Origin of the sequence: Pararhizobium sp. LjRoot235 (assembly GCF_964254145.1) — a bacterium.
Classification (GTDB): domain Bacteria; phylum Pseudomonadota; class Alphaproteobacteria; order Rhizobiales; family Rhizobiaceae; genus Pararhizobium.
Window position 1 is genome coordinate 998,034 of record NZ_CAXUSP020000002.1, and the last position, 22,086, is coordinate 1,020,119.

The following is a 22,086-nucleotide window of genomic DNA, read 5'->3' on the forward strand; positions in this document are numbered from 1 at the left end:
GGCCCTTTCAACGGCGGGTGATGAGAAGGCAGCCGTCAGTCTGGACGGTGGCGGTGAAGGAGGAGGTCAGAACGGTCGACGTTTCGCGCTCGACGATCACCGCGGGACCATTGACGATATCGCCGGGTGACAAGCCTTCGCGCTCGTGGATTCCTGCATCCACAAATGATCTGCTACCGGCGTCAAACAGGCGACGGCGCGTTCGCGGGTCTATCGTGCGACATCCTTCGACTGCGACGACGCGAGCGACATCTGGAAGCGGCGAGCTGGCTTTCACCGACCAGCTGACAATCTCGATTTCGAGGCCGTCGATCGCCCGGCCGAAAAAGCGCTCGTACTCAGCCAAAAACAGATCACGGATACGGTCGGCGCTGGCGTTATCGAAACCATGGAAGGGAAGGGCGACAGGAATATCCCAACCCTGTCCCGCATATCGCATGAAGACAGTGCGATCGATGATCGGATTTTCCGTATCAAGGCCGCCAGCCACGAAACTCAAGGCCTCGTCTTGCATGGCGATCATCAACCGGTTTGCGCCGGCGCTATCGAAGCGCGACAGATTGAAAACCGCGCTGCGCACGGATTCATATCCGAACGGTGCCCTGAGAAAGCCGATTGCAGAACCGACGCCGGCCCCGGGCGGAACGAGGAAGGTGGAAATTCCCATTTTTTCGCAGAGGCGGGCGGCATGAAGCGGCCCGGCGCCACCGAAGGTGATCATCGTGAAATCGGAGATGTTCTTGCCGTTTTCGACAGTGTGAACCCGGCCGGCATTCGCCATGTTTTCATCGACCATCTCGCACGTGCCATAGGCCGCGCCGTCGGGGTCCAACTTGAGGCTCGCTCCGATCTCGCGCTGCATGGCGTCGCGCGCGGCTGCGATAGAGAGCGGGATTGCACCGCCGGCAAAATTGTCCGGATCGAGCTTGCCCAGAATGAGGTCAGCGTCGGTTACGGTCGGATTGCGGCCGCCGCGCTGGTAACAGGCGGGACCGGGTTCGGATGCGGCGCTGTGCGGACCAACCCGGATTTGCCGCATCGCGTCGATGCCGGCAATCGAACCGCCGCCCGCTCCGATCTCCACCATCTCCACGACGGGAATGGAGATCGGCATGCCGCTTCCCTTTCGGAAGCGATAGGTGCGGGCTACCTCGAACGTCTTTGCGGTCTTGGGAACCTGATTCTCAATCAGACAGATCTTTGCAGTCGTCCCGCCCATGTCAAACGAGAGCACAGTGTCGAGACCATAACGTCGCGCGATGTCCGCTGCGAAGATCGCACCGCCAGCAGGACCGGACTCCACCAATCTCACCGGAAACTCGGCCGCACTTTTCACGGAGACGATACCACCGCCCGAATGGATCATATAAACCGGGCAACCAACGCCAATCTCCTTTAACGACACCACAAGCCGGTCGAGATAGGATTTGATAGCCGGTTTCACATAAGCGTTGGCGCAGACCGTATTGAACCGCTCGAATTCGCGCATCTGCGGCGACACTTCAGAGGAAATCGAAACGGAAAGATGAGGCAGGCGGGACAACAACGCCGAACGCACCTGCACCTCATGTGCGCCATTCACATAGGCATGAATGAAGCCGATCGCCACGCTCTCATAGCCGCCTGCTTCAATACTGTCGATCATGGACCCAAGCGTCGTCTCGTCCAACGGAAGCAGCGTCTTGCCCGCCGCGTCAATCCGCTCCCGAACAGTGAAGCGATCGGTACGCCCGATGAGTGCCGGCGGCAGTGAAATGTTGAGGTCGTACTGTTCAAACCGGTTTTCGGTCCGCATTTCCAGAACATCACGAAAACCTTCGGTCGTGACGAAGGCGGTCTTGGCGCCCCGCCGCTCGATCAGCGCGTTTGTCGCAAGCGTCGTACCGTGGATGAGAATGTCGATGTCGGAGAGCTTTATTCTGGCCATTTCGGCGACGGATTTTACGCCCTTGAGGATCGCCCGCTCGGGGGCGGCGTAGTCTGTCAGAACCTTGGTTGAATGGAGCGCCCCATCGAGATCAAGTGCGATGTCTGTAAATGTTCCGCCGATGTCGACGCCGACGCGGCAGTTTCGAGGCGCGCTCGTCACCATTCCATTCCCCATTTTTGTTCCGTTGCGTTTCTTGTCCGTTTTCCTGCCTTTCTCCAGCGATTGCCACAGGTCCTGCGCAAGAGAAGGAGAAATATTTCCGCTTGACGAAGATTACATATATCACTTAACATACAAGTGTCAACATGAGAGTGAGTGCTCGTTTCACCTCGATGAACCCGAGCCAGGAGGAGGCGGAGGAAGACCGGTTCACGGCAGCCATCAGGCCGTTCATGCCGCCCAAGAGGAAGCGCCGATCTTCCAGGTCGCCGATTACGGCCTCGTCGGCGATCTGTTCGATATCCCGCCGGAACTCGAACAGTGGACTGGCCCATCGCCGTGGCCGTGCCAATAGGCGACCACCAGCTGGTCGCTTTTGGTGAAGGCCCGCTCGGTACGCAAATAGGCGCGAATTTTCTTCGCCAGCCCGGCTTCGCACCCCACCCAGGCGAACCGTGACTCTCCCGGGACCGGAAAATCGGCGCTTTCGACCGCATCCAGCAGGCTGCGTCGGCAAGCGGCTACGCCATTCTCCCGATAAAGCCACTCGATTGCAACGCCCGGCGGGGCCGCAAGCGCCTGCCGCTCCGTATCGCTCGCAACCTCGATAGCAGCAATTCCCCGCGCCGTCGCCGGCAGGCATTCGAGGATACGGGCAATGGCGGGCAGGGCGGTCTCGTCCCCGGCGAGCAGATACCAGTTGGCCTTGCCGATGCCGCCGCCGCCCGGTCCCGCCACGCCGACCAGGTCGCCGGGCCGCGCCTGCCGCGACCAGCTCGCGCCGGGGCCACTCGAACCATGCAGAAAGAAATCGACGTCGATAGTGCTGCGGGCCCGGTCGATGGAACGCACCGTGTAGCGCCTCCAGACCGGGGCGAACTGCGAGGCTTCCGAACCGGAAAAATCGAGCTGGCGCCGCTGCTGCGCAGCAACCTCGTCGAGGTTGATCAATAGCTGCAGGTGCAGCGCGCTCATCGTATCGAAACGCTTGATGCCATTGCCCTTGAATGTGATCCGTCGCATCCGTGGGGTTATATCCCGGACGGCAACGACTGCGAGCGTACAGAAGCTGGGAGGGAAGCGGCGGTTGCGGCTCTCTTCGTTCCATTCGATGCGCGGCGCCGGATGCCCCGCTAACTCCGAAAATTCGGCCTGCAGCCACATTTTGACGAAGTAGAACGATTCAAGATCGGCGGCAGCGGCCTCAACCATGACATGACGGCCGTCCTGACTGAGCGAGCCGGCAACCTCCGGCAAGATCACAGTAAAAACGCCATCGTCTTCCTGCACGTCCATGCCGTGCTCGCGCATATGATCGCAAAGGCGGCGAAGACAGTTTTCCGGGTCGGGAATTTCCACGCGTGCCCGCAAGGCATAGGGTCGGGCACGATCGGCCGAAAGTTCAAGCGGGCTCATCGCTTTACCTCGATACCGGGCTCCACCACGGGATGCCATAGCCGCTCGGAAAAGAAGCGCTGGCGGGAAATCGACACGATCGCGGCCCGCTTGCTGGGGAAATCGACGGTTTTAATATGGGAAAAACCCGATCTCTGCAGGTTGCGCAACTGGCGATAGTGATCGGCCTGCGGCTCCTGGACGATGCGTTCGGTGCGAGCCTCGTCGAGGAACATCAGATGGAGCAGCGACGGCAGCCAGGCCGTGAACCATCGGCGCCCGCGAAAGGCGTCCTCTCCAACGATCACGTGACAACCGCGGTCGTAGTCACCGGCATCGCAGAAGGTGCCGATCAGGTCCTCCTTCGCCCAGTAGATCTCGAAATAGGAAAAGGCCTTTCCGTCGAACCGACCGATGAGTGGGATGATGTGCGGATCGGCGAGCATGCCCTCCAGATAACGCCGGTGACGGGCTTCGTCCCCGGCTTCGCGCCAGAATTCATTGACCCGTGGATCGTTCATCCAGCGATGGATATCAGGCAGGTCACCGAGCGTGGCAGCATCGAAGGCAAGTGTTCCTCCGAGCCAGGGAACGAAGCGGGCATAGAGCCGCCCAACCGGCTTGGGCGGCCTTGCGGGATGTGCTGTCCTGCCGTCATGAACATCATGGCGGGGATAGGCTGGCGAGGGCGAGTGCATCCATAATTCCGGTATCTGCCAGACCATATCGGCACTCACTGTTGGCTTTGAGGCCAGGGTCTTGCCCGAGATAGCGAGGCCACGTCGTAAAAGCTCCGGCAGAAAGCCCGCCCATCCATCACCGGCCAGCGACACCGAGGCAAGATCGCGCCGGGTGGCAAAAAGATACTCGAAAGCCGAACAAGCCAACCGGACCCCCTGTGGGCCAGACGGCGGCAGGACGGCAACCTCGAGGGTCGCCGCGGCTGCCCGCGACAACAGGAAGAGCGCGTGATCGGCTTTGCCGGACGAGACCGACAGAGCCGATCCGGTTTGCCTGACCTCGATAGCCCCTGCTTCGGAAAGCAGGGAGGACCGATGGACAAGACCATCGCCAGAGGCGGTTTGGTTCCCCATGATATTCACAGGCGAGCTCCACTGCCTTTGAAACGACGCCTCACATCAAAAGACTTTCGTCAGCGAGACTGCGAATGTGCGCCCGCGTCCCTTATAGTCGAACACCGTCTCATCGGCGAGCGCGCCGTAAAGCGCCTTGGCGCGCGAACCCCAGACGGTCGTATAATCCGTGTCGAAGACGTTATGGATGCCGAAGTTCAGGGTCGTGTCCTTATTTTCGAACGCGTAGCCGCCCGTCAGATCGAATAACGTGTAGCCATCGATCTTGAACGCATCGGCATCGGTCAGTTCGAACACGTGCTGGCCTGAGAATTTCAGGTTGAGAGCGTCACCGGTCCAGCCGACGTAACCACCGAGCTTGGAAACGCTGGCGCTGCCGACCGAGTCCTTTTCCCAATCGTCGTCGCCCTTCACCTCGGTTTTCACCCACTGGCCCAAGACGCCGATGTCAAACCCGTAGTCGAGTTTCACGCCGGCCTTTCCTTCGATGCCGTAGACACGCCGGTCCTGATCCACGACCTCCACCGCGAGCGTCGAGCGGTTGAGGTTGATGGAGCGATCGGAGAGCGAATAATAGGCTGCCGTCTCGAAATTGTAGGTGCCGTCATCCAGCCTGTAGCCGATTTCGAACGAGTTGGTCTTGATCGCCTCCAGGGCCGAATCTGCGACGTTGACGCTGTCGATCAGCGAATAGTGACCACCCGACAGTGAGTAGAGGCCAATGCCATAATACTTGGCTGGGTCAGGCAGTTCGAAGCCCTGACTGAAGTTGGTGTAGACCTGCTGCGTATCGGTCAGCTGATAGATCGCACCCGCGTTGAAAAGCGCCGCATCGTAATCCACCTCGCCGCCGGGAATGACATCGGCGGACGTCGCCGTCCCCTGAAGAATGGCAACCTGCTGGGCCGCTCCGACGAAATCGGAGACCTTGGCATTGACGAACTGGTAGCGCACGCCACCGCTCAGCGTCAGCTTGTCGGTGGCTTCGTAGGAGGCCTCGACAAAGCCGGCGACGGTCGAGACGTCGATCCCGGGATAAAGGCCCGTCGTGCCGATCGTCTCGAAATTCAGGCCGCCCGTCGTCGCTGCCAGAAGCATGTCGAAGACATTCTGATGCGACGAAAAGGAATCACGGTCGGCATCGATGCCATAGGTGATCTTCAGATTATCGGTCGGCTCGGCAACCAGGGCGGCCTTTATACCGTAGTAGTCCGTGTCCTGCGAACTGCCGGCAAAATATCTGCCGGACGGAAACGGGCTGAACTGCAGCCGCTCGCTTCGATAGGAACCCTGCAACAGAAGCTGCTGACCGAAGACATCGTCATCGGTATAGGTAACGTTGAACATGGAGCGGCGGGTGCGCGGATTGAAATCCGACTTGTATCCGCTGCGCGTCTCGAACAGGCTTGGATCGGCCAGCGCGGCAAAGAACGGGCCATAATAGAGGCCGTAGTCAGACTCCTGCTTGCTGTCAAAAAATTGCCCGGAGAGTTCGAGCCGGCGGCCGCTGTCGATCTGGAAGCCGACAGACCCCATGATATCGATACGGTCGTTGAAGGCTGTCGAGGTTTGCGTGATGTCCGGAATGAGGACGGTGCCGGTACCGTCGTAAAAGGCGCCGGATTTGCTGCCGGCCACGGAAAAACGCGCGTCCCAGTTGTCGCTGTTATAGGTAACGGCGCCGGCTGCGTTGCGGTCGAAGTCCTTGCTTCCGGAAAAACCGCTGCCCATGCCGCCCGTTACTTCGGCATGCACGCCAGGCTCGGCATCCTTGCCCTTCTTGGTGATGATGTTGATGATACCGCCGGTGGCGTTGCCGCCGTAGAGCGCGGTTGCGCCCGAAAGAACCTCGACCCGTTCGATGTTGAAAGGATCGATGGAATCGAACTGCCGGCTGAGCGAGCGGGCGGAATTCATCGACACGCCGTCGATGAGGACGAGTGCTGTACGGCCGCGCAGGTTCTGGCCAAAGGAGGTGCGGGCACCCACGCTTGCCGGATCGAAGCTCGGTATCGTTTCGCCGAGAATCTGCTGCAACGTCTTTCCAGAACGTGCCTGGGACTGGATTTCCGGCGATTCAACGACATAGATCGTTCGCGCAGTCTCCGAAATCTGCTGCGGCGACCGACCGCCGGTAACCACGATCGCATCGAGCGTCGTCGACTTGTCCTGGCTTGTTATTGCTGCGTCCGCCACCTGATCCGTATCCTGGGCAGCCACGCCGGTGCCGGCCATTGCAGCCGCCATCGTTACCAGCCACACCCCACCATGAAATTTTCTGCCCATAACGTCCCCTGTGCACCGAAAAACAACCCGCCCGCTTGATCCCCGGAAGCGAATTGGTAATACAAGACAATTTCAGTCATGTTTATGGGATCCGATGTATCCCCGCTTGGATTGAGGCGAACCGGACTAGGACGGACGCGAACTTCAACAAGAAAGGCCGTGCACGGCATGGAAACCATCCGACCGCTGAAATTCGGCACGCTGTCGCTCCCTGACAGCGAAAGCAGGATCGTATGCCGCAGCATTCTTCTCGATATGCTTGGCGACGCGAAAATTGCCGTCGAAGACGGCGATCTGGCCGGCGTGACGGGGCTGTTCTGGAAATATGTGTCTCTGTCGCTTGCGACGCTCTATTTCCCGAAAGTCTCACTTCGCCTGACCACCAACGGCCTCACGGATTCGGGTATCGTCATTGTCCGCGCAATGGACGGGCCGCTGTTCGTTCACCACCGCCGTCGCAAGATTGATGTCGCGCGCTCGGACGTTATCTTTCTGCCTGCGGACGGGCCTTCTGAAATCACTCTGCCGGAGGGCGGCCGCTTCGACTGCGCGCATCTTCCGGCTTACGCGCTTGCTTCCATGCGCGAGCTTTTGGCACCCCTGATGATGCAGCCGCTTGCGGCCGACTGCCTTCCGCTGCAATTGCTGACCAGCTATGCCGGCTACCTTCTGCGGCAGGAGTATCAGAGTGAACAGGATGCAGGCATGATGGTCACACACTTCTACGACCTGCTGCCGGTTCTCGCCCAGCATGCCGGCAGTACCGGCGCGCCGGATACCCCGCAGAACCGCATCGCCTCCGTCAAGGCCTATATCGAACGGCAGCTCGCCAACGGATCCTTCTCGCTCACGGATGTGGCCGACAACGAAGGCATCACGCCGCGCGCGATCCAGAAATTTTTCAGCCGGGAGGGAACGACCTTTTCCCGCTATGTGCTTGGAAGACGGCTGTCGCTTGCCAAGGGCTTCATACTGGCGGAGGGACCATCCATGCCGATCAGCCAAATCGCCTACAATGTCGGCTTCAACGACCTCTCCTATTTCAATCGCACCTTCCGAAGCCGCTACGGCGTGCGGCCATCCGATCTGCGCCGTCTCGCCAGTGCATGACCAATGCGTGCAGACTCGAAAAGCCGCCCGAAAAACAAGGGCGGCTCTTCCGATGAAGCGGATGACTTGCGCGGGTCTAAAGTTGCCTCAGGCGGCGTCGCTGCGCCTTTCGAAGGCGACCAGCGGATTGTCTACCATGCCCTGGAAATCCGGCACCGGACGTTCGTCGTCGTCGGCGTAGCCGTGCGTGAACAGGCGGACGCGGTTCAGGCACAGGCGGGGATATTCATCGCCGAACAGGTCGAATATCGCAAAGCGCGATGCCATGTCCGGGAACCGCGCCTGGTAGCGCAGGACACTTTCGCGCGCGAGCGCCCAGAAGGCGCTTTCGGAAATGCCGGATCGCTGGTCGAGCAGCACGGACATATAGCGGAAGACGCAGATGAACAGCGTCGTCTGGATAAAATGGATGAGGAAATCGGCAGACAGGCAAAGCAGCACGGCCCGGACCTCCTGCGGCAGGCTGGCGCTCTCGGGAAATTCCTCATCGCACACGATGACGTCATCGATGAAATCGCGAAGGGCGAGCCGTTCGGGGCGCCCGTCCTTCACGATGAGCGTCGCATTCTGGCCGTGCGCCGAGAAGGCGAGGCCATGTTTTGCCAGGAGGTGGAAAACAGGCGGGATGACAACGTCGAGGAACAGAGCCAGCCATTCGGGCACGGATATGCCCGCCTTTTCGGCCAGCGCCTGCACGACCGGCTTGCCATCGGTCCCCGCATGCAGGAGAGCCGCGAGCGGAACACCGGTTTCACCGGGCTTCAGATGCCCGGCCAGGCTGTCGCGCCAAAGGCAACCCAGCATCTCGTTGAATTGGTAGGGCGCGCCGTCGATCGTCGAGAATTGCGGATGGACGTAGTGCATGCCGGCGCGTTCACCCAAAAGAACCAAGCCGCATTCGTCCGACAGGAACCGGTCCCTGGCGAGCAATTCGTCAAGCCACGTCGTCAGAGGAGCGGCGGTCAGCGCCCGTTTTCCCGGAATGCCGCGGTAGACTGCCGTATTGAGAATGGTCATGCACAGCTTCAACGTCGATTTTTCCGGGTGGGAAATGTTCGACAGGGTGCGCACGGATTGCTGCGGCAGATAGTGATCGTCGCCGTGACCGAGCAGGACGATATGGTCCGATGCAATGTCGGCGGCGAAGTGCGGGACGATCATGTGGTCCCATTGCCAGGGGTGCACCGGCATCATGTGATACGTCGCGGCTGAGCCTCCGTGGCCGGCAAGGGTGGCCCGGAACGCCTCCAGGTGGGGTTCGCCGACCGCGTCGCGCACCAGCCCCTCATTGGTCAGGTTCTGTTCCGCAATGAAGGATGCGCGGTCCTTGCTGACGGCAAGCCACAGCACCTCTGTCGGTGCTTGGTTTTCAGGCGTATAGGCGAGATAGTCGGAATAGCCGAGGCCGATGCGTCCCTTGCTGACCGTCACCCACGGGTGACCGGTGGTTTCGCCTTCCAGCCGGATGTCGTCGAGTCCGGCGAGTTCCGCGCCGGTTTTCGTCGCCCGGGCAGCGATATGCGCGTCCGAAACCAGCGTATTGCCGAGCTCCTTGATGAAATGTGCGATCGTCATCGGCTTAACGCCAAGTTCAGGCAGGACCTCCGCACAGAATGCAAGCGGATCATCGAGCGGCGTATCGATACCTCCCTTTGTCTTCACGATGCTGTGCGGGTCGACGGAGAGATTGTCGAAGACATAGCGCTTCGCCTTGAACCGATAGGCCGTATCTCCGATCTCGATGCGGTAATGGCCCGGCTTTTCCTTTCTTACATCAAAGACGCGCTCATACGCGAACTCCTCGATGATCTTGGCGAGAAGACGCCGGGAAGCCTGTTGCCACAGCTCCTTGGAAAAGGCGCCAGCAAAGACGGGATCATAACGCATGGGCATAAAATCTCCTGAAATCGAGGAAGAATCGGATTGGCGCCCAGGCAGGCCGAAATGTTGGAACGATGCCGGTGCGCTGACGCGGTAACGCTCCCTGCCGAGCAGTTGGTTGACGATAACGGCGTTGCGGAAAGCGCCGAGACCGAGATCGGGCGCCCCCACGCCGTGGTGGAAGGTTTCCGCGTTTTGGACGAAAATGTTGGCCCTGCCGCCGTCGCACCGACGCGCACGAAAATCCTCGCCGACGATCAGGTCGCCTCTCTCGCAGGTTTCGAGAACGCGGCCCTTGAGCTTGCCGAGCCATTCCGGCCAGGCATGGCGATAGCCGGTCGCAGCAACGATCGCATCCGTTTCGACGAGAGCCTTCTGCTCGAGATGGTTATGGCCGATCCCGAGACGGAAGGAGCCATGCGGTCCTGCGCTCTCCAACGTTTCGACCGCACAGTTCGAGTAGAGGGAAAGGCCCGGATCGCGTCCGCCGACGGAACGCTCGTAAAGAAGATCGAAGATCTCGCCGATGGTCGAGAAGCTGATACCCTTGTAGAGAAGACCCTGGTTGGCCGCGATCTCGCGGCGCCTGGACGGCGCTATCGTGTGGAAATGGCGCATGTAGTCGGGGGTGAAATATTCGAGCCCGAGCTTGGAATATTCCATCGGGAAAAAGCCTGCGGAGCGGGTGATCCACTGGATGGAAGAGCCGGCGGCGACCATCTCCGGCGTCAGGTCGTTGTAGAGCGCCAGTACGCATTCGGCAGCGCTTTGCCCGGAGCCGACAACTGTTATGCGCCGCCGCTTCGAAAGCTCGGTGCGGCGCTTGCCGAATTCGCTGGAATGCAAAAGGGGGCCTGCCGTCCGGATACGGGCCCAGTGCGGCAGAAACGGTACCGTACCGACGCCGATCGCAATGTTGCGGCTGCGATAGTGCTGCCTCGCCCCCGAAGCCGCGCGGCTTTGGACGAGGAAGCTGTCGGACGCTGTCTCATGGGTGACATCGACCACATTCTCGTCGAAACGGCAGTTTGAAAGCTGCTCTGATACCCAGCGGCAGTAGTCGTCATATTCCTGCCGGGGGATCATGAAGTGTTCGTAGAAATAGAATTTGTAGAGGCGGTCGTGCGTGGCGAGATAATTCAGGAAGCTCAGCGGGTGCGTCGGGTCGGCCATAGTGACGAGGTCCGCCATGAAGGGGACTTGCAGGGTCGTGCCCGGCAGAAGAAGACCTTCATGCCAGCGGAACGCCGGCTTGCGCTCGAGAAAAACGCTGGCGAGATTGTCGTGGGAGGAGAGGAGGGCGGCAAGACCGAGATTGAACGGTCCGATACCGATACCCGCCAGATCGAGATCCATCATGATTATAATCCGAACTGTTGGCTGAAGCGGTCGCGATGGCAAAACATCAGTTTTGCGCGCTTGTCGGGAAGGTCGATTTCGCCCTGTTCCTCGAAGGCGCAGACCGGCGCATAGCGCAGCAGACGCCGCGCCGCGACGCTCGGCTCACCCACGACCTTTCGGGTCGCGGGATCGTCCAGAAAGAGGAACCGGGTGAAGGCGCGGATCACCGCGGGCGCTGTGCCGTGGCCGAAGAAGGAGGGCTCTCCGACCAGCATATGCCAGCCCCGATCTTTTTCCTCGGCCGGGTAATAGCGCCCGAGAATATCGTCCTTCGCCCAATAGGCTTCCCAATAGCTCATCGGGATACCGTCGATCAGGCCGATATAAGGGTCCTGATGCGGATCGGCGAGGTTGGTGTCAATATAGGCGGCTATATCCTCGATCGGCTTTGCCATCTTCCACTGCGGTACCACATGTGCCTGGTTCATCCAGCGCCAGAGAAGCTCCAGGTCTCGCTCCTTCTGCAGAAGCCGGAAGCTAACCGTACGCCCGATATCCGGGTCGTAGCGCGAATAAGCCCAGGCCGCGGCGGGCTTGCTCAGATCAAGCATCGGCCAGGGCCTTTTCTGACTGCAGCATGGGATTGTCGATTTCGAGGTAGACCGACTGCGTTTCGAGCGGGCCGACGAGTTCGTCCATCCGCGCAAGGCGAGTTTTCAGGTTGGCCTTGCAATGCAGCGCGGGCGCCAGCATCTTGCGCATGAGCCCGGAATTTGCACCTTCGAGCGCTGCGAGCCGCAGCAGTTCGCGGCGCAACAGGGCGATCAGAACAGTCTCTGCGACAAGCCCCTCGCGCCCGAGCGCCCCGATCATGCCGAGCACCGCGTTGATGAATGCGTAGTAGAGCAGCCGCTCGTCCACAGGCCCCTCGCCGAAGACGGTTTCGCTGGCTTCGCCGAGACCGGGCAGGGCTTCAGCCAGCCTCTTGTGAGCGCGCTCATGGTGGAAGAAGCCCTGATTGTCACGATAGAAGACGCCGATCGGGTAGCCGTCCTTGAGCTCGATCAGCATGTTCTGTTGATGCGCCTCCATGGCGATGCCATGCCGCAGATAAAGGCCGAAGACGGGGCGGACAAAGACCCTGAGGAACCGTTCGAACCAGTCCGTCGCGACGGCATCGAGCACACGGTTTTCAATCCGGGCACGCTTGCGGATCAAGGCGCCGAGGCGACTGCCGCGTTCGGGCAGATGCTCGCACAGAGCAGCAAGAAGCGAGACGTTGCGATCGGCATCGGCTCCGGTGAACGGGTTTTCACGCATTGAAACGGACAGACCATCAATCACCTTCCCAGCCACCTTGACGCCCAAATAGGCCGGGTCAGGCACGAGCGTCAGGCCTGGGTAGCTGCGCGAAAAATCCTGCCACAGCCGATGACGGCGGAAACGATACATGTCATCGCCGCGCAACAGTTCGTGCGCGAGGTTGACGCGCACCGAATTGGTGATGCCGACACCGAGAGAGACCTTCAGCATGAATGGGGCATCAGGCCGGTAAAGTGTACGCACCGACGATGTCGGGAACCAGGGCTTTCCCGCCTCGCCGCAATCAATGACACGGCCGTCCGCGACGAGGGCAGCGACAGCGGGATCCTTCAGCATATGATCGGCCTGCCAGGGATGGACCGGCAAGAGCGCGAAATCACCGGCGGGCAGACACGCTTTCAATTCGTCGAGGTCGCTGCCGGTCACGCTCTCAAGCCAGCTTTCGGCAGAAGGTGATCCTTCGGAATGACCGGTATGAAACACGCTCCTCTCGACAGCGAACCAGCGGAGCGGAAAGCCGGTGGCGAATTCGGGCGAATAACGGCGCGACTCTGCCTCCGTCATACCCTCGCGGCTTTTCGGGCAGGGGTGGATTCCATGGCCGGCGATCAGGCCTTGCTCCGCTGCGATGAAGGAGACTTCGTCACCGGCCAATCCGGCGAGATCGGTCTTGCGTGCCTCAAGCGCAGCTTCCACGAGCAGGCGGCTTGACCGGGAACGGCTCAGAAGATCCTCGCGGCCTTCCTTTGCCGCGGCCGATGGCTCCAGCCGTTCGAGGACTGCTGTGACGGCATCCGCAGGGCTGATGGTTTGCTGGGTGTTCCCGCTGCTCAGCATGACCGGCTCGCCGAAAAGGTGGTGCCCGGTTTCAGAACGGTAGAGTGCCGGTAAAACAAGGCTTCCGCCGCTGCCCGGGAAGGTGAGCGCGAAGCGCAGGTGCCCCGGCTTTCCAGACCAGCCGACGTGTTTGGGATATTCGCGCGCAACGCAATTGAGAAGCGAGCGCAGGGCAAGGATTCCGGCATTATGGGCGTGCATGTTGTGTCTCCAGTTCGCGGGCCGTCTCGCCAATCGCATCGAGGACGCGGTAGACGACATCCGGCGTTGAATGCGGGTTCAGAAGCGTAAGCTTGAAGTGGACGAGACCGTCGAGAACGGTCGTCGCGAGGGCTGCGATACCGGCATGGAAAAGGGCGGACCGTATTCTGATCGTGATCGCATCCGAGCGTTCCGGTCCGTCGGGCGAAAGGTAGCGAAACAACACCGTCGACAGCGACGGCTGCCGCGCCAACCGAAGATATGCCCGCGCCTCGATAGCCCTGGCCGCGGCAAGCGTGTTCTCCAGCGTCTTGCTGATCAGGGCATCGAGACCGTCGCGACCGATCGCTCGCATGGTCATCAGCACTTTCAGGGCATCGCCCCTGCGCGTCGTCTGGAAAGAGCGCTCGACCAGGTTTGGCGCATCGGCAAAGACGGCATCTTCCGGATTGAGATAATCCGCCTTCGTCGCCAAAGGTGAGAAATCCGACTGGTCGCGGATGAGAAGAGCGCCGCAACTGATGGGCTGGAACAGCATCTTGTGAAAGTCGAGCGCAATGGAATCGGCGCGCTCGATCCCCGCGAGGCGGTCGCGGTGGCGGGAAAACAGAAGGCCGCCGCCATAGGCGGCATCGACGTGCATCCATACGTTCTGCGCTGCGGCAATATCGGCGATCGGCTGCAGCGGGTCGATTGCGCCGAGGTCGGTCGTTCCGGCCGTCGCGATCACTGCGACCGGCACGCGACCCTGCCTTGCCGACTGCCGCAGGCTAGCCTCCAGCACCGGAACCAACATGCAGCCGTCAGTGCCGGTCGGGATCGCGATGACCGCGTCTTTCGCAAAGCCGAGAATGGCCGCGCTTTTGCCGATACTGAAGTGCGATTGCTCCGAGGTGAAGATGACGCCTGCTGTTCTCGCATCGTCGCCGCAACGCGCGGCTGCCAGATGGAGCGCCGTCATGTTCGACTGGCTGCCGCCGCTGGTGAAATTGCCGCTTGCTGCGGCCGGCAGACCCACGAGTTCCGTCAGCCAACCGAGAACCCGTTCCTCGACCATGGTGGCGAAGGGAGACTGATCCCAGGAATCGAGCGACTGGTTGGTAGCGGAGATCAGAACCTCGGCCGCCAGTGCCGGCACTGCCACCGCGCAATGAAGATGGGCCATTGCCGCCGGATCGCCGACGGCAAGGGCGTGATCGATCGCTGCCCTGCCGATGTCGGCGAGCGCCGCGGCAATGCCTGTTCCGGTTTTTGGGCAGGGATCGAGGTCATTCAGCATGCTCCTCAATCCCTGCACACTTGCGCCCGAATAGGGGCCGTGCCCTGCCGCGCCCCCGGCGACCAGATCGACCGCCTCGAGCATCGCTTCGCGAAAAGCCCGGCGTGAGGTAACGTCGCTGCCGAGGATCTGATCAGCGTGGTCTTGTTCGAGCGCGGGTGTCGCTTTAATCGCTACGAAATTCATGCTCATGCTGCCTTGCGTCCGAGGCGGCTGAACGCGGCCGCGAGGATGCCGGTGGCCCGATCGATCTCTTCGTCGGAAATGACGAGCGGTGGCAGGAAACGAAGCACGCTGCCGTAACGGCCGCCGGTTTCGAGGATGAGGCCGGCACGGAAAACATCGTTCTGGATTATCCGGGCAATCGCTGAGCCGTGCGGCGGGTGGCCAAGCGCATCGGGCCCGCCCTCCGGATCGACGATTTCGACGCCGAGCATTAGCCCCTCGCCACGAACTTCGCCGATATAGGACGTATTCGCCGCAATGCGCTCCAGATTGGAACGCAGCCTGCGGCCAGCGATGGCTGCCCGTTCGACCAGGCCGTCACGCCGGATGATTTCGAGCGTTTTCGATCCCGCTGCCATGGCCAACTGATTGCCGCGGAAGGTGCCTGCATGGGCGCCGGGCTTCCAAAGATCGAGCCCTTCCCGATAGATCACCACGGCAAGCGGCAGTCCGCCGCCGATTGCCTTGGAAAGCACGATGATATCCGGAACGATGCCGGCCTTCTGAAAGGCGTAGAAGCTGCCCGTCCGGCCGACGCCGCTCTGAACCTCGTCGAGGATCAAGGGTATGCCGAGATCACGCGTGACACGGCGGATGGTCCTCAGCCATTCGGCCGGCGCCGGGATGACGCCGCCTTCACCCTGCACGGCTTCGAGGATGACGGCCGCGGGAAGATTGATGCCGCCTTCGGGATCGCGCAGCGCGCGCTCGAAATACTCCGCCGCTAGCCTCGCCGTTTCGTCACCGCCACGGCCGAAAGGGCAACGATAGGCATAGGGATAGGGAAAGAAATGCGCGCCGGGCACGAGCTGGCCGACCGCGGCCTTCGGCCCGAGCGAGCCCATCAACGAGAGCGATCCTTGCGACATGCCGTGATAGGCGCCGCGGAATGAGACGATGTCGGTCCGGCCGGTCGCGGTCTTTGCCAGCTTGATGGCCGCCTCCACGGCATCGGTGCCGCTCGGCGAGCAAAACTGGATCTTTGCCTCTTCGCGTAGCCCGGCGGGCAGCGTTTCGAAGATATCGGCCACGAACCGGTCTTTCACCGGCGTTGTCAGATCGAGCGTGTGCAGCGGCAGGCCGGATCCGAGCACCTCCTGCAGCGTTTCGATGACTTCCGGATGGTTGTGGCCGAGCGCCAGCGTTCCGGCACCCGCAAGGCAATCGAGATAAGATCTGCCCTCGACATCCGTAATGGTGCAGCCGGAGGCCGATTTCAGCGCGATGGGAAAGCGCCGGGGATAGCTGCGGGCGTTCGATTCACGCCGCGCCTGGCGATCGAGGTAGAAGTCATTGCTCGAGAGGGCGGAAGCATCCATAAGATCAACTCCGTTGAGATTTTCCGGGAAAGTCATTGATGGGCTCAGGTGCCGGCCATTGCGGGTGCTGGTTGCGCCTTGATCGTCTGCAGCATCCAGACTGACAATCCGACGCCGAGGACGGAGATGACCGTTGCAAGCGAAAAGAGCGTCTCGTAGCCGAACCTGTCGGCAAGTAAGCCTGCGATCGAAGCACCGATCAGATAGATGACCAGTTCGGCGCAGGTCAGAATAGTGAAGTCCGTGCCCGGCTGATCGTCGGACGAAGACCTCATGAAGAAGGAATAGATCGCCACCAGTTCCATGTAGCGGATGAACGTCTGGAAGGCGGAAGCCGACATTGCCACGGCAATCCCGGGCCATATCCCGAAAGCATTCAGCGTGAAGGCGAGGAAGCAGAGGCTGCGCAGCCCGCCCAGAAGGACGAGCGTTGCCGTCAATCCCGCCTTGCGGATGATCAGGGCGGCGACGGCGGCGCCGAGAAGCCCGGCCGTGGCAGCCGCCCCGCCGGAAAGATAGCCGATCCAGTCGGTCGGCACCTTGCTATCGACGAGATAGGGTCCTTCCATGCCGCGCACCAGACCTTCGCTCGCCCGGTAGGTCAGGGCAAAAGCAAGAATCATCCAGGCATTCGGCCGCCGGAAGAAGCCGCGAAGGCTCGGCCGCTTTCGCGCGGCCACATTTTGTGAAGGCTCCGGCTTGTCCTTCATCCAGATCGTCGCAAAGAGGGGGAGGAGCGACAGGGCGGCAACCAGCAGGATCGTCGGCCGCCAGCCGATTTTGTGGAAGAGCACCAACGCCACCGTGCCGCCGATGATGACGCCAAGCGCAACTGCACCTGCCTGCACCGCATTGCCGACTGGGCGCGACTTGCGCGTCAGATGGCGCACCGCATAGCCATCGGTCGCTATGTCCTGCACCGAGGAAAGGAGAGTGATGACCAGGCCGATGGCAAAGAGCCAACCGGCCTGATGGGGCGCGACCAGTGCCATGGAGGCAATGCCCGCGCTGACGAGAAGCTGCGTCGGCACCACCCAGCCGCGGCGGTGACCGAGCGTGGGCAAGGGTGCATAACGATCAATCAGCGGAGCCACCGCGAATTTCAGCACCAGGGGCAGCATCAGCAGGGAAAACAGTCCGATGGCCGTGCGCGACGCGCCGCTCTCCCGCATCAGCGGCGGCAGGGCAACAAGCAGAAGGTAGCTCGGAATGCCCTGCGCGAGATAAAGCCCGCCCAGAACAGCATAGAGGCGTCCGGCGTCGCGCGAACCGAAACCTTCATCCACCGTAGGAGAAGCCTTTACAATTGTCATAGAAGACACCTTGTCGCAGGGGTTGCAAGAACCCGGATTGCCCTGCGAGCCGCGCAGTACGGCGCGCCATTAAACAGGAGTATTTTTATCATGTTTAAGGGCGTTGTCGCATGATTGCTTGGATTTGCGCGAACCTGAGTAAGACAATTGCGAACAGGAGAAATCTGCGGCACTGGCGACATCGACGAAGAGCAGCCGCTCGAAAGTGGTAGGTGCACGGGGGAAAAGGCGACAACCGACTGTGTTGATTTTTGCAGTTTGGAAAAGGTGCTCGACCGCAAACCGCTCGGCAATCATCGCCTTGCCGTTGGCATGGGTTCCCCCTGGATGAGGCCCTCGCTTTGACAATCACCCTTCCGCAAGTTCATTCAGGCGCTATGCTGTGCACCAAGAAACCAAGAGTGAGATTTTTCATGATGGCACAAGATCAGGGCCACTTCCGGGAACGGATGACAATTCTCGGCGATCTTGATGCTGCCTCCTTCGTCCCCTGGATCCAGCGCCATGCCGCCAAGCTCGGGCTCTCCCAGGCCATACGCCACACCAGTTCCGTCCGGATCGAGCTCGAGGTCGCAGGACCGGAAGAACTGATCGACATGATGGAGATGGGGTGTTCTCTGGGGCCTATCGACGTCTGGGTGGAGACAATAGAACGCACGCCGATCGACGACCAAACTGATTAGGACCACGGCGGCTCTTTTCGCCGCCAGGACATCTTTTGCCCCTTATTTAACCAATATTGCCATTGCGAAATAATTATGCAAACGTAAGGGTGCTGGTCGGCGATGACTTCGGGGGCATAGCCAGCAAGATATTGATATTATGCAGAAAGCTTAGCCATGCTATCCGATACGACCGGCTCCTGGACGCCAGTCGCCCTTTCCGCGGATTTGCCGGCGGGAACCGTGATGCCAGCACGGACGCCAGCCGGATCGATTGCCCTCTGGCGAAGCGATTCGAGGCGCATTGCGGCATCGGCGGATCGCTGTCCCCATCGCGGGATGCGCCTGTCTCACGGCTTCGTGCGCGGCGAAGCGCTTTCCTGCATCTATCACGGCTGGAGTTATGCCCGGGCAGGAAACTGTCTGCGCATTCCGGCCCATCCGGGGCTGGCGCCGCCAGAAACGATCCGGGTCGCAACACAGCAGGTCGAAGAGTCCGACGGGCTCATCTGGGTTGCCGTGGGAGAACCCACAGCCCAGCCCCCGCGGCTTGAAGGCCTCGTTCCCCTGCGCTCCCTGACGGCGCATGCCAGCGTTGCGGCGCTCGAAACTGCGGCCGGTGCGAAGGCAGGCCGCGAGGGTATTGTCTGGAAGGTGCAGGCTTCGCAGATGATCCGGCTGCTGCTCGCCCCACAGGAGAACCATCAGACGCTGATCCATGTTCTGCTGAGCGACAACAGCAACCCGGCCCAGCGCATCGCCGCGTCACGTGCCGCCGAAATCCTGCGGCGGGTGGCCGAAGCTCTCCAGACCCAGGGGATCGCGCCATGATGGACAATGCGATGATCAACGTGTGGTATCCGATCGGCCTTTTCAGTCAGCTCGACGCCGCCGGACGCAGGACCGCTCTGATGGGCGAGCCGATCGACGTCGCGCGCGACACCGAAGGCAATGCGAAAGTGATTGGCCGAAATGGACGCGCCTTACCCGTATGCGTCCGCTACGGCCACGTCTGGTCGTCCCTCGGCATCCCGCAAAAGCCACTTTTCGCCATCCCCGAAGCTGACCAGCCTGGCCGCCGTTTTGTCGATGTCGGCGTCATTCGCGTGCGCTGTTCACCGTTGCGCGCGGTCGAGAACTTTCTCGACATCGCGCATTTTCCCTTCGTGCACACCGACATCCTGGGTGCGGAGCCGAACACGGAGGTCCAGAACTACAAGGTCGAAATCCGAGAAGACGAGGTCTGGGCCACGCAGGTGAAATTCTACCAGCCGCAAGCTGCCAAATCGGCCAGCGGCGGCATCACGACAGAATATATGTACCGCGTGCCGGCACCGACGTGCTCGGTTCTCTACAAGACCTGCCCGCCGCGCCCGAGCGAATGGGACGTCATCACCCTCTTCGTGCAGCCGCTCGCCGAGGATCTCTGTGACGTCTGGCCGTGGATGGCGCTCTTCGACGACACGACTTCAATGACTGACCTCATTCACTTTCAGCAGACAATCTTCCTGCAGGACCGCTCGATCCTCGAAAACCAGATCCCGAGGCTCCTGCCCCTCGATCCCGGGATGGAGATTCCGACGCGGGCCGACCTTACTTCGGTCGCCTACCGACGCTGGCTGAAACGCCGCAACTATACATACGGCGCACAGCTGGTGGCGCAATGAAGCTCTACGATTACATCCTTTCGCCCAGTTGCTACAAAGTGCGCCTGTTGGCGGCGCTGACCGGTGTGAAACTCGATATCCGCCCGGTGGATTTCCACCCCGGCGCCGAGCACCGCGGCCTCGAGCTCCTGGCGCTCAATCCCGCAGGCTCTATTCCGATCCTTGAGGACGAAGACCTGATCCTGACCGAATCCTCGGCCATGCTCGCCTACCTCGCCGCGAGCGCGGCACCCGAATGGCTGGGCAGCGGCGCGGCGGAGGAAACGGCGCGCGTCCAACAGTGGCTCTCCTTCTCCCACCGGCTGACCGCGAGCCTCGGCGGCGCCCGGCTTCACGAAATGCTCCTGCGCCCGGGTGAAATCACAGCACTCCAGGCCCAGGGCATCGCCGCGCTTCGCGAGCTGGAAGCAGGCCTGGTCGAGCAGGGTCTCCGCGGCATGCGGTTTCTCGCGGCAGACCGGCCAACAATCGCCGACATTGCCTGCTTCCCCTATGTGGCGCTCGCGCCGGACGGCGGCGTCTCGCTTGCCCCTTATCCGGCGATCCGGCTCTGGTCCCGCGCGCTGCGCAGCCTCGAACACTTCATCGAGATGCCAGGCATCCATCGGCTGCATGAATTGAAGCCCGAACCCCATATCGAACCGGGCAAGGTGTGATATGACCGGCCACCTTCTGAAGAATTGCACGGCAGTGATCGTCGACGAGGGCAAGGGTCCGACCGTCCGTCGCAACGTCGACCTCCTGACGAACGGTCCGGCGATCCAGGCAATCGGCGAAAATCTCAGGACAAACGAGCTACCCACCGGCACGATCACGCAGGACGCCACCGGCTGGTTCGTCTATCCCGGCCTCGTCAATACCCACCACCATTTCTTCCAGTGCTTTGTGCGCAACCGCGCAGACCTCGACTGGACAAAGCTCTCGGTCATCGAATGGCTCGACCGCATCTATCCGATCTTTTCGCGGCTGACCGAGGATTGCTTCTACCATTCCTCGGTCACGGCGATGGCCGAGATGATCAAGCATGGCTGCACGACAGCCTTCGACCACCAGTACAATTTTCCCCGGCATGCCGGAAAGCGGCTGGTCGACCGCCAGTTCGAGGCGGCCGATCTCTTCGGCATGCGCTTCCACGCCGGACGCGGCGGCAACACGCTGCCGAAGTCGGAAGGTTCGACCATTCCAGACGTGATGCTGGAGACGACGGACGAGTTCATCGCCGATTGCGCCCGCCTGATCGACAGCTACCACGATGCCAGCCCCTTCAGCATGCGGCAGGTCGTCGTCGCGCCCTGCCAGCCGGTCAACTGCTATCGCGAGACCTTCGTGGAGTCGGTGGCGCTGGCTCGCGACCGCGGCGTGCAGATGCACACGCATGTGGGTGAGGGCGAAAGCCCGGTCATTCAGGCCCGACATGGCATGCGCACGGTCGACTACTGCGAAGAGCTCGGCTTTGCCGGCCCCGATGTCTTCTACGCCCATTGCTGGGAGCTGACCCACGACGAACTGCGGACGATGGCTGCCAGCGGCACCGGCGTCGCGCACTGCCCGGAACCGGTCTATCTGGTCGGTGCCGAAGTCACTGATATTCCGGCAATGTCCGCTTTCGGGCTGCGCGTCGGTCTCGGCTGCGACGGAGCGGCGTCGAACGACAATTCGAACCTGATGCACTGCATCCACTCCGCCTACATGCTGCAGTGCCTGACCGCATCGACGCGCACGCATCCGGTCCCACCTCCGGTCGACTTCCTGAGCTATGCCACGACCGGTGGCGCAAGCCTTCTCGGCCGGCGCGACATTGGCCGGCTTGCCCCCGGCATGGCCGCCGACCTCTTTGCAATCGACACGCGGCGCATGGACTACGTGGGCACGCGGCATGATCCGCTGAGCCTGATCGCCAAGGTCGGAATAGGCATGCCGACCGACATGACCATGATCAATGGCCGCATCGTCTGGCAGAAGGGCGAGTTCGCCGGGCTCGACGAGGCCAAGCTGTTTGCCGATGCCGAGGCCGCACTCGCAACGGTAGAATTCTAGAACAACCAAAATAGGGGAACTAACATG

15 protein-coding genes and 1 pseudogene are annotated in these 22,086 nt (G+C 61.3%); 6 read left to right on the top strand and 10 right to left on the bottom strand.

What is annotated here, in order from left to right; translation table 11 throughout:
- Nucleotides 1-7: 7 nt before the first annotated feature.
- The 4 genes and pseudogenes from ACSQ2Z_RS25415 to ACSQ2Z_RS25430 all read right to left on the bottom strand — a co-directional run bounded on the left by ACSQ2Z_RS25415 (nucleotide 8) and on the right by ACSQ2Z_RS25430 (nucleotide 6,864).
- Nucleotides 8-2,092 (bottom strand): hydantoinase/oxoprolinase family protein, encoded by a 2,085-nt coding sequence (locus tag ACSQ2Z_RS25415; RefSeq protein WP_436083959.1) that lies wholly within the window; start codon nucleotides 2,090-2,092, stop codon nucleotides 8-10.
- Nucleotides 2,093-2,446: 354 nt separating this feature from the next.
- Nucleotides 2,447-3,544, bottom strand: a pseudogene (locus ACSQ2Z_RS25420) (DUF2218 domain-containing protein); the annotation flags it as partial.
- On the bottom strand, nucleotides 3,502-4,578 hold the full coding sequence (locus ACSQ2Z_RS25425; RefSeq protein WP_436083960.1) for a GNAT family N-acetyltransferase: 1,077 nt from the start codon (nucleotides 4,576-4,578) through the stop codon (nucleotides 3,502-3,504). The gene ACSQ2Z_RS25425 and the pseudogene ACSQ2Z_RS25420, both read right to left, overlap by 43 nt.
- A gap of 45 nt (nucleotides 4,579-4,623) precedes the next feature.
- On the bottom strand, nucleotides 4,624-6,864 hold the full coding sequence (locus ACSQ2Z_RS25430) for a TonB-dependent receptor (RefSeq protein WP_436083961.1): 2,241 nt from the start codon (nucleotides 6,862-6,864) through the stop codon (nucleotides 4,624-4,626).
- Between the two features lie 168 nt (nucleotides 6,865-7,032).
- Here ACSQ2Z_RS25430 and ACSQ2Z_RS25435 point away from each other — a divergent pair, with 168 nt between their 5' ends.
- Complete coding sequence (locus ACSQ2Z_RS25435; protein WP_436083962.1) at nucleotides 7,033-7,974, top strand: helix-turn-helix transcriptional regulator; 942 nt, start codon at nucleotides 7,033-7,035, stop codon at nucleotides 7,972-7,974.
- 87 nt (nucleotides 7,975-8,061) lie between these two features.
- Here the strand turns inward: ACSQ2Z_RS25435 and basC are convergent, their stop codons facing one another.
- The 6 genes from basC to ACSQ2Z_RS25465 are packed head-to-tail and all read right to left on the bottom strand — an operon-like array spanning nucleotide 8,062 to nucleotide 17,693.
- Complete coding sequence (gene basC / locus ACSQ2Z_RS25440; RefSeq protein WP_436083963.1) at nucleotides 8,062-11,214, bottom strand: putative histamine N-monooxygenase; 3,153 nt, start codon at nucleotides 11,212-11,214, stop codon at nucleotides 8,062-8,064.
- 2 nt (nucleotides 11,215-11,216) lie between these two features.
- On the bottom strand, nucleotides 11,217-11,807 hold the full coding sequence (locus tag ACSQ2Z_RS25445; RefSeq protein ID WP_436083964.1) for a GNAT family N-acetyltransferase: 591 nt from the start codon (nucleotides 11,805-11,807) through the stop codon (nucleotides 11,217-11,219).
- Entirely contained in the window at nucleotides 11,800-13,557 is a 1,758-nt protein-coding gene (locus ACSQ2Z_RS25450; protein WP_436083965.1) for an IucA/IucC family protein, read from the bottom strand. Before ACSQ2Z_RS25450 ends, ACSQ2Z_RS25445 begins: the two co-directional genes overlap by 8 nt.
- Nucleotides 13,544-15,028, bottom strand: a complete 1,485-nt coding sequence (locus ACSQ2Z_RS25455) for a pyridoxal phosphate-dependent decarboxylase family protein (protein WP_436083966.1) — start codon at nucleotides 15,026-15,028, stop codon at nucleotides 13,544-13,546. The genes ACSQ2Z_RS25450 and ACSQ2Z_RS25455 overlap by 14 nt, the downstream gene beginning before the upstream one ends.
- Nucleotides 15,025-16,416, bottom strand: coding sequence for a diaminobutyrate--2-oxoglutarate transaminase (locus ACSQ2Z_RS25460; protein WP_436083967.1), 1,392 nt, complete (start codon nucleotides 16,414-16,416; stop codon nucleotides 15,025-15,027). The genes ACSQ2Z_RS25455 and ACSQ2Z_RS25460 overlap by 4 nt, the downstream gene beginning before the upstream one ends.
- An 8-nt stretch (nucleotides 16,417-16,424) precedes the next feature.
- Nucleotides 16,425-17,693 (bottom strand): RhtX/FptX family siderophore transporter, encoded by a 1,269-nt coding sequence (locus tag ACSQ2Z_RS25465; protein ID WP_436083968.1) that lies wholly within the window; start codon nucleotides 17,691-17,693, stop codon nucleotides 16,425-16,427.
- 413 nt (nucleotides 17,694-18,106) lie between these two features.
- Between ACSQ2Z_RS25465 and ACSQ2Z_RS25470 the strand changes: the two genes are divergently transcribed.
- From ACSQ2Z_RS25470 to ACSQ2Z_RS25490, 5 genes are all read left to right on the top strand, one after another.
- Nucleotides 18,107-18,376, top strand: coding sequence for an acylphosphatase (locus ACSQ2Z_RS25470; RefSeq protein ID WP_436083969.1), 270 nt, complete (start codon nucleotides 18,107-18,109; stop codon nucleotides 18,374-18,376).
- Between the two features lie 156 nt (nucleotides 18,377-18,532).
- On the top strand, nucleotides 18,533-19,186 hold the full coding sequence (locus ACSQ2Z_RS25475) for a Rieske 2Fe-2S domain-containing protein (protein WP_436083970.1): 654 nt from the start codon (nucleotides 18,533-18,535) through the stop codon (nucleotides 19,184-19,186).
- Nucleotides 19,183-20,022, top strand: coding sequence for an aromatic ring-hydroxylating dioxygenase subunit alpha (locus ACSQ2Z_RS25480; RefSeq protein ID WP_436083971.1), 840 nt, complete (start codon nucleotides 19,183-19,185; stop codon nucleotides 20,020-20,022). Before ACSQ2Z_RS25475 ends, ACSQ2Z_RS25480 begins: the two co-directional genes overlap by 4 nt.
- Nucleotides 20,019-20,678, top strand: a complete 660-nt coding sequence (locus ACSQ2Z_RS25485) for a glutathione S-transferase family protein (protein ID WP_436083972.1) — start codon at nucleotides 20,019-20,021, stop codon at nucleotides 20,676-20,678. The genes ACSQ2Z_RS25480 and ACSQ2Z_RS25485 overlap by 4 nt, the downstream gene beginning before the upstream one ends.
- A gap of 1 nt (nucleotide 20,679) precedes the next feature.
- Nucleotides 20,680-22,059, top strand: coding sequence for an amidohydrolase (locus ACSQ2Z_RS25490; protein ID WP_436083973.1), 1,380 nt, complete (start codon nucleotides 20,680-20,682; stop codon nucleotides 22,057-22,059).
- The last annotated feature ends 27 nt before the right edge of the window (nucleotides 22,060-22,086 follow it).

What these genes read in the sequence shown, in the direction of transcription:
- ACSQ2Z_RS25415 (WP_436083959.1), bottom strand. Translation starts at nt 2,092, where the DNA reads ATGGTGACGAGCGCGCCTCGAAACTGCCGCGTCGGCGTCGACATCGGC.
- ACSQ2Z_RS25425 (WP_436083960.1), bottom strand. Translation starts at nt 4,578, where the DNA reads ATGGGGAACCAAACCGCCTCTGGCGATGGTCTTGTCCATCGGTCCTCC.
- ACSQ2Z_RS25430 (WP_436083961.1), bottom strand. Translation starts at nt 6,864, where the DNA reads ATGGGCAGAAAATTTCATGGTGGGGTGTGGCTGGTAACGATGGCGGCT.
- ACSQ2Z_RS25435 (WP_436083962.1), top strand. Translation starts at nt 7,033, where the DNA reads ATGGAAACCATCCGACCGCTGAAATTCGGCACGCTGTCGCTCCCTGAC.
- basC (WP_436083963.1), bottom strand. Translation starts at nt 11,214, where the DNA reads ATGATGGATCTCGATCTGGCGGGTATCGGTATCGGACCGTTCAATCTC.
- ACSQ2Z_RS25445 (WP_436083964.1), bottom strand. Translation starts at nt 11,807, where the DNA reads ATGCTTGATCTGAGCAAGCCCGCCGCGGCCTGGGCTTATTCGCGCTAC.
- ACSQ2Z_RS25450 (WP_436083965.1), bottom strand. Translation starts at nt 13,557, where the DNA reads ATGCACGCCCATAATGCCGGAATCCTTGCCCTGCGCTCGCTTCTCAAT.
- ACSQ2Z_RS25455 (WP_436083966.1), bottom strand. Translation starts at nt 15,028, where the DNA reads ATGAGCATGAATTTCGTAGCGATTAAAGCGACACCCGCGCTCGAACAA.
- ACSQ2Z_RS25460 (WP_436083967.1), bottom strand. Translation starts at nt 16,416, where the DNA reads ATGACTTTCCCGGAAAATCTCAACGGAGTTGATCTTATGGATGCTTCC.
- ACSQ2Z_RS25465 (WP_436083968.1), bottom strand. Translation starts at nt 17,693, where the DNA reads ATGACAATTGTAAAGGCTTCTCCTACGGTGGATGAAGGTTTCGGTTCG.
- ACSQ2Z_RS25470 (WP_436083969.1), top strand. Translation starts at nt 18,107, where the DNA reads ATGATGGCACAAGATCAGGGCCACTTCCGGGAACGGATGACAATTCTC.
- ACSQ2Z_RS25475 (WP_436083970.1), top strand. Translation starts at nt 18,533, where the DNA reads ATGCTATCCGATACGACCGGCTCCTGGACGCCAGTCGCCCTTTCCGCG.
- ACSQ2Z_RS25480 (WP_436083971.1), top strand. Translation starts at nt 19,183, where the DNA reads ATGATGGACAATGCGATGATCAACGTGTGGTATCCGATCGGCCTTTTC.
- ACSQ2Z_RS25485 (WP_436083972.1), top strand. Translation starts at nt 20,019, where the DNA reads ATGAAGCTCTACGATTACATCCTTTCGCCCAGTTGCTACAAAGTGCGC.
- ACSQ2Z_RS25490 (WP_436083973.1), top strand. Translation starts at nt 20,680, where the DNA reads ATGACCGGCCACCTTCTGAAGAATTGCACGGCAGTGATCGTCGACGAG.